4 protein-coding genes and 1 other RNA gene are annotated in these 6,000 nt (G+C 38.5%); 3 read left to right on the forward strand and 2 right to left on the reverse strand.

Annotated elements, in window-relative coordinates; genetic code table 11:
* Window positions 1-271 precede the first annotated feature (271 nt).
* Both ssrA and smpB read right to left on the reverse strand, forming a co-directional pair.
* Window positions 272-626, reverse strand: a transfer-messenger RNA (tmRNA) gene (gene ssrA, locus CW745_RS15605).
* 109 nt (window positions 627-735) lie between these two features.
* The gene (gene smpB, locus CW745_RS15610) at window positions 736-1,221 is read right to left on the reverse strand and encodes an SsrA-binding protein SmpB (protein ID WP_101109629.1); all 486 of its coding nucleotides are present in this window, start codon (window positions 1,219-1,221) and stop codon (window positions 736-738) included.
* A gap of 114 nt (window positions 1,222-1,335) precedes the next feature.
* Here smpB and CW745_RS15615 point away from each other — a divergent pair, with 114 nt between their 5' ends.
* The 3 genes from CW745_RS15615 to CW745_RS15625 all read left to right on the forward strand — a co-directional run.
* Window positions 1,336-1,773, forward strand: a complete 438-nt coding sequence (locus CW745_RS15615) for an SRPBCC family protein (protein WP_101109630.1) — start codon at window positions 1,336-1,338, stop codon at window positions 1,771-1,773.
* Window positions 1,773-2,060, forward strand: coding sequence for an RnfH family protein (locus CW745_RS15620; protein WP_101109631.1), 288 nt, complete (start codon window positions 1,773-1,775; stop codon window positions 2,058-2,060). Before CW745_RS15615 ends, CW745_RS15620 begins: the two co-directional genes overlap by 1 nt.
* Before the next feature lie 801 nt (window positions 2,061-2,861).
* Window positions 2,862-6,000: Calx-beta domain-containing protein (locus tag CW745_RS15625; RefSeq protein ID WP_153069774.1), on the forward strand; the 3,139-nt coding region annotated here is incomplete at its 3' end.

Consider the following 6,000-nt stretch of genomic DNA (forward strand, 5'->3'; position numbering starts at 1 on the left):
ATCGCCTACACTGTAGTTTAGGTGCCTACTACTTAATAACTCAACTACTCAAAAGAGCATTATGAATAGTTACAATGACAGTAATTCTCAATTCTGATTATTTATAAGTAGGAGCACTTTAGCCATGAGTGGTACCACTTACAGTACTACTTTAAATCGTAGATGTCAGTGTACCTCCTCGTTTCCTATGGACATAAAAAAAGCCCGCAACATCAATTGGTTATTGATATTACAGGCTTTAGTTGGCTACTAATATTTTAGAGCCTATAGGTGGTGGAGATGGGGGGAGTCGAACCCCCGTCCGAAAAACCTCCGCCTTCGGTACTACATGCTTAGTCTATCTTTTAGTTAACTCTCGACACTCCGACAGACAGGATTGCTAAGAGCGAGTTCGATACTATTTCGCGGTTCACCCTCGAACAAGGTTCCCTCGCTATCCAAATGTAAATGACCTTCCGAATCCCTGCCCATAGGAGAAACGTGGGTGGAAGGCTAGCTAGCCTAAGCTGCTAGAGCGTAGTTATCGTCGTTTGCAACTATAACTTTGACGGCTTTTTACGAGGCCAGCCGTCACCTCGGCATGCACCTTGGGTTTCAAGAATCTCGTCGAGTCCTAAATCATCCCCACAGGTATTTCATTATTCACTTAGTAAGACAGCGATTAACGAAATTAGTTTAACAAAACATTGAACAACAATATAGCGTTACTTTGCCTGTTGTTGTTTAACTGCTTGTTTATCGAACGTCATGCTTCATCATGCGTTCTTTTTGAACTTTCCATTCACGATCTTTTACGTCTGCTCGTTTATCGTGATCTTGTTTACCTTTTGCAAGTGCAAAAGAGATTTTTACCCAAGCCTTTTTCCAATACATAGAGACTGGAATAATAGAGTAACCTTGGCGTTCAACTTTACCAATTAGGTTATCTATTTCACGACGCTTAAGTAGGAGCTTTCTGTAGCGTAGCGGATCACAGACCACATGGGTTGATGCTGCAATCAAAGGGGGAATTGTCGCGTTTAATAACCAAGCTTCACCATCCTTTAAGAAAATGTAGCTATCGGCGATATTTGCTTTTCCTGCACGTAACGATTTCACTTCCCAACCTTGTAGTTCAAGTCCCGCTTCAAAGCGTTCTTCTAGGTGGTACTCGTGACTCGCACGTTTATTGCGTGCAATCGTATTTTCGTTGTTTTTAGTTTTTTTATTTTTCTTAGCCATAGTCTGACATTGTAACCTTGATTGAATTAAAAATGCTATTTCAATTTATGATTTATTTTATGCGTTAGTGTAAACTTGGCGTTTTTTATTTCAAGCATTTAAAGAGTTTAATCAATGGCAGAAGTATCACGTAGCGCATTGTTGATGTATAGCGCCGATGAAATGTATAAGTTAGTTAATGACGTGAGCGCGTATCCTGAATTTTTACCTGGTTGTGTTGATGCAAAGATACTAACCCATGTTGATGATACCATGAGTGCGTCAGTGGTTGTTTCAAAGGCTGGCATTAAACAAGAGTTCACCACTGAAAATAGGTTGTCTTCTGGGCGTGCGATTGAAATGAATTTAGTTGACGGACCATTTAAGCATCTAAGCGGTGGGTGGCGTTTTTTACCGCTTGATGAACAAGCATGTAAAGTGAGTTTAGATTTAAAGTTTGAGTTTAGTAGTAAGCTAGTAGAAGTGGCATTTGGACGTATTTTTAATGAGTTGGTCGGCTCTATGGTGAAGTCTTTTTCAGAGCGCGCAAAAATTGTTTATGGGGTGAGATAATGTCGATGATTGAAATTGAAGTTGTTTATGGTTTACCTCATAAACAGGTATTACTATCATTACCTGTACCTGAAGGAAGTTCAATTGAGGAATCAATTAAACTTTCTGGAATAACGGGGCATTTCCCTGAGATTGTCCCGAGTGAGGCAACTGTGGGTATTTTTAGTCGTCCTGAAAAGTTACAAACCATTGTTAAAGCTGGCGACCGCATTGAAATTTACCGGCCATTGATTGCAGACCCAAAAGAGATGCGTAAATTACGTGCCGCTAAAATGGCGAAAAAGTAATATCATACATTAGAACGGCTCAATTTAGGATAGACATAACTTATGTAGTGCTGAGTATCTCTATTTTGCAAACTTATTTAGTAAGTCTGCTCGCGACGTCCGTGGCGAGCAACTCCCCATACACAGATCAATCTATTTTTATCACAACTGACGTTTTTATATTCTTTTTGTTTGCCGTTTGTTCAATTATCCGGAGTAAAAAAGAGAAAAGATTGCTGAACCGGCAGGGCAACATTTTTTGAGCAACTTTACTGTATTTTCGGCTATTGATGTACGACCACAATGTATAGAAACTAAGTTGTCAATAAAGAGCGATTCAAACAGGTAAGGCCGACCTTCAACAGACCGTTAGGGTCAGAAGTCGCTCCTCAACTTGAGCCCGTATATAAGCCAGCATTTAACTGTTAACTTTGTTTGTAATTTCTTTTTGACATACGGTTGGAATCCATCTTGGCCCTAGGCTAATCATTTGATTTTTAAAGTTGTGAAAGGTGAAATGACAATAAGTTATTCATAAATACGATTAATTTATCAATTATGGTAAATTTCACATTTTCGTCGATTACAGTCTAAACTTAACGATTTGGTTACAAAAGTTTTTAAAAGCTATTAGCTAATATCATATCGGAAGCTTTGACATTGAAAGCATCACCGTTATGCTGTATTTTTAGCTGAATTCTTGTTAAGTATGGTACTTTTTGTTTATGTGCTGTAAGTGACGTTGAATTCGTCAATCGATTGAAAAATAGATGCTTTTGCTTCCGCTTTTGTTGGTAACTATAGGTAATAAAGGATTAATCCATGAGTGATAATGTGAATAATAATGAAGATCAATTAAAAGAATCTCAAAATGAGGCTGACTTAATTGAAAACACAAATGGTATTCTTACTGAGCCAAATTTAATTGAAGATGAAGTATTAGCTGAAATAGAAGCTATACAAGCCGCTATTGCAGAAGATGAAACTCCGATTGAAGAGATTGAAACTGCCGCTGGCGAAAACAGCGACGGTGGAAGTTCTTCTGCTGTTGATTTTACGCGTGACGGATCTGAGACACTTGCTAGTACAGACTTTCAGACTGCTAGTTTTGCATTTAATGCAGTGACTAACGAATTCATCGATACAAATAATTTTGTATTGACGACAACAAATAATGCGGATACATCTGGTTCAACACCATCAATCATTGGAACAACAACCTCTCCCTCTTCGCCAATAGTACCTTCTGCAGATAGTTCGCTCAGTGCACAGTTTACTGATAACTTTGTATCTGGTGTGAGTTACAACACCTCATCTGGTTTGTCCGGATTTACAGGCGATACAGGCACTGCGGGCGAGTTTAAATATAACATCGGTGATGTCATTACATTTAAAGTGGGTGATGTGATCATTGCTGAGTTTAATGCAGATGCTATCAATGGCGATATTTTGTTTCTGCAAGATATATCGGGCCATGACTTAACAGAAAATAACGCTAGTCATATAGAAAATATGGCAATATTTTTACAAGGCTTGGACAGTGATTTAAGTGACTCCAATAGTGCCGATGGTATTTTACGAACAGATAGCCTCGTCAATAATGAAGCTTCTTACGCTACTAATATTACTATAAGTGAAGCGATTCATGAGGCGTTTATTAATTATATTGATCCAACAACAGGGCTGCCATTAGATATTACCTCTTCAGGTAAAGAGATGATTTCGCAAGCATTGGCTTCAGTTGGTATAGAATTTACAAGAGATACAGAACGCGATGAAAGTGGAGAAAATACCTTCGAGTCTATCGCGATGGAACATGTTACTGAAACCATCCAAGAGCTTGCAGGGGACAGAACACCTGAGCAAGCAGATGAGCGTGAAATAGACACAATTGAAGTACCTGGTGGATTGATTAACTTTAATTTCCAAGAAGCAGATGGAGTAATCACTTTTACTACTGATGATTTACTTGTTGGTGCAATTGGTCAGCAGGTAATTACTGCGAATTTACTCGTTGATAATGTTAGGTTATCTGCTGCTTTTGAAAACATCGGTACATTAGTTGATAACGGTGATGGCAATTACGAGATTCAACTGAATGAAGGAGTAACAGGTAAAGAGTTGGAAGGACTCGCTATTGATTATCGAGTTGAAGATTGGACGGTAAGTAAAGAAGTAACCTCACAAACATTAGACAGTTTTAAATCCCACCTTTCGGCAAATATCGAAGATGTACAAGAAGATGCTGGTTTTAATCAATTTACATTAAACAGCACACTCAGCTTTCAGCAAGATTCTCAGTTGCAAATTAATTTTTCAAGTGAATTATTAAGTCAACAACTAACAGCCCAAATAACGCAAGAGTTAGCTGATTTAGGTAAAACAGCGGTTACGGAAAATGGCGTTTTACAAATTGCAGAGTATGCTGATGACTTCACCGTACCTCTTGAGTACTCAAATGATGGAGGAGTTACTTGGACTGCAATGACAGTCGTAAGTATTGATACAACAGGTAATATTCCTCGCCCAATATTTGGTTTTGAATTAGCGTCAGGCAATAGCAGTGTTGAAATTCGTGTTCCAATTTTTGATGATGTTACGGAAGAACCAACAGAATATTTTCGAGCTGAAATAACGGGTGACAATTTTTACGATGAAACTATCGTATTTGCGATAGAAGACAATGATTCAGTTGCATCAGTTCTACCACAAATTGATATCGATTATGTATTGATCACTGAAGGGCAAGGCGAGGCTATTTTTACTCTAACACTCAGTGAAAAAAGTGATGATGTGATCACCGTCGAATATGATACGGCTGAGTTATCTGCAAAGTTTGGAGTGGACTTTGAAGCAACTTCAGGGATTGCGATTTTTCAACCAGGTCAAACAACAGCAGAAATTAAGATTGCAATTGTTGATGATCTAATAAGTGAAATTTCACCTGAATTTGCACTGATAAACCTTTCAAATGCAACCAACGCGGTAATTAATGATGCACAGGGAACATTACGTATTTTTGATAATGATTACCCTGTTAACCTAAGTGTATCATCTCCTGAAGTTAACGAAGGTGAGCAAGCAGTATTTACCGTTAACATAGAAAAAGAGTTAGGTGGCAAACCAGAATCGCTTGCATTAGTTAACTTATCACTTTCAAATGGCACTGCCGTCGATCCACAAGATTTCGACAGTTCAACTTTAAGAGTATTTTATGGCGAAACTTCTAATCCACAATATTTAGACTTCGATGGTAGAGGCAATGTTATTTTACCGATAGGTGTAACCAGTTTAACTGTGATTGTAGATACAGTAAATGACAGTGTTTTCGAACAACCTGAGGATTTTTCTTTAACAGTTAAAGTCGCAAATGCTCAAGCGACAGGTAACGTAACTATTTTAGATAATGATACTAATTTAGCTCCAACGCTAACTGCAGAAAATGGTCAAATGGATGAAGATGGTGGTAGCGTAACAGTTAAATTTGAAGCAAAAGATACTGATGGCACAATTGTTTCAACTGTTGCAACGGTACCTGCCGAGCAAGGCACTGTAGTTGTGAATGATGATGGTACTTATACTTTTACCCCTGTTAAAGATTTTAATGGCGAAGCAACTATAACTCTGGTTACCGAAGATAGTGAAGGTGCAACGAGTTCGACGACATCAAAAGTTGTGGTCAATGCTATTAATGATAAACCATCTGAAATAGTCTTAGATAATTTGACTGTGAATGAGAATGATATAGGGGCCGTAATCGGCAAACTCAGTACCACTGATGTTGACGATGGCGACAGTCATACCTACACGGTTGATGACAACCGATTTGAAGTCGTTAATGGTGAGTTAAAACTCAAAGAGGGAATTAGCTTAGATCACGAAACACAAGACAGTATCGTGGTGAAAGTCACCTCAACGGACAGCGGTCAACTGAGCACCGAGCAGAGCTTCACCATTGCCG

Source organism: Psychromonas sp. psych-6C06 (genome assembly GCF_002835465.1).
In the GTDB taxonomy this organism is placed as follows: Bacteria; Pseudomonadota; Gammaproteobacteria; order Enterobacterales; family Psychromonadaceae; genus Psychromonas.